The sequence below is a fragment of the Jiangella aurantiaca genome, from assembly GCF_004349105.1.
GTDB classification, from domain to species: Bacteria; Actinomycetota; Actinomycetes; order Jiangellales; family Jiangellaceae; genus Jiangella; species Jiangella aurantiaca.
The window spans coordinates 1-877 of record NZ_SMLB01000100.1; the positions used below are offsets into that span (position 1 = coordinate 1).

The 877-nt window shown below is 72.9% G+C and carries 1 protein-coding gene and 1 pseudogene; both read right to left on the minus strand.

The features are described from left to right. A pseudogene (locus E1262_RS30035) lies at positions 1–342 on the minus strand (urocanate hydratase); the annotation flags it as partial. A 244-nt stretch (positions 343–586) separates the two neighbouring features. Beyond that, on the minus strand, positions 587–877 hold a 291-nt coding region (locus E1262_RS30040; protein ID WP_162606145.1), incomplete at its 5' end, for an aromatic amino acid lyase.

The window sequence follows — 877 nt, forward strand, 5'->3', positions numbered from 1 at the left end:
GAACTCCTCCCATGTGGCCCAGTCGCCGACCAGGTTGGAGTTGGCGATCAACACCCGCGGCGCCCACTCGTGGGTCCGCAGCACCCCGACCGGACGGCCGGACTGCACCAGCATGGTCTCGTCCCCGGCCAACGACGTGAGCGTGCGCACCAGCGCGTCGAACGACGGCCAATCCCGGGCGGCCTTGCCGGTACCGCCGTAGACGACCAGCTCGTCGGGGTGCTCGGCCACCTCGGGATCGAGGTTGTTCTGCAGCATCCGCAGCGCGGCCTCCTGCGGCCAGCCCAGCGCGGTGAGCTGGCGTCCCCGCGGAGCGCGGACGGGTCGGGGTCCGGACGTCATCGGCAGCACCTCCGCGGAAATCCTTTCACGAACGGAGCGGCCCGCCGGAGCATGGCCCTCGGTCGCACTTCCGGCATCCCGGTCTGCTGGTGAAGACCGTGACCACCCTCGACGTGCTGCGCTCGCGCTGCGACGAGGCCGCCCCCGTTGATCTTGGAGAAAGTGGGGAATTGTGGTCCGATATGCCCGATTGATACCCGCATTACTCCAAGATCAACGTGGGGCCGGGGCGGGGGGTGCGCTCTCAGCGGAGCTCGCCCACCGCATCGGCCGCGGCCCGGGTGATGGCGCCGGAACGGACGAGGCCGAGGACGGCGTCGATCTCCGGGGCGAGGTGGCGGTCCGGGCCGGGCCCGGCGACGTGCTCGCGGATGAGGTCGCGGACGGTGCCGGTGCCGGCCGCCGGGTCGAGCGGCGCGCGCAGGTCCAGCGCCCGGGCCGCCGTCAGCAGCTCGACCGCGAGCACCCGGGCGACGCCGTCGAGCGCGCGGCGCAGCTTGCGCCCGGCCGCCCAGCCCATCGAGACGTGGTCCTC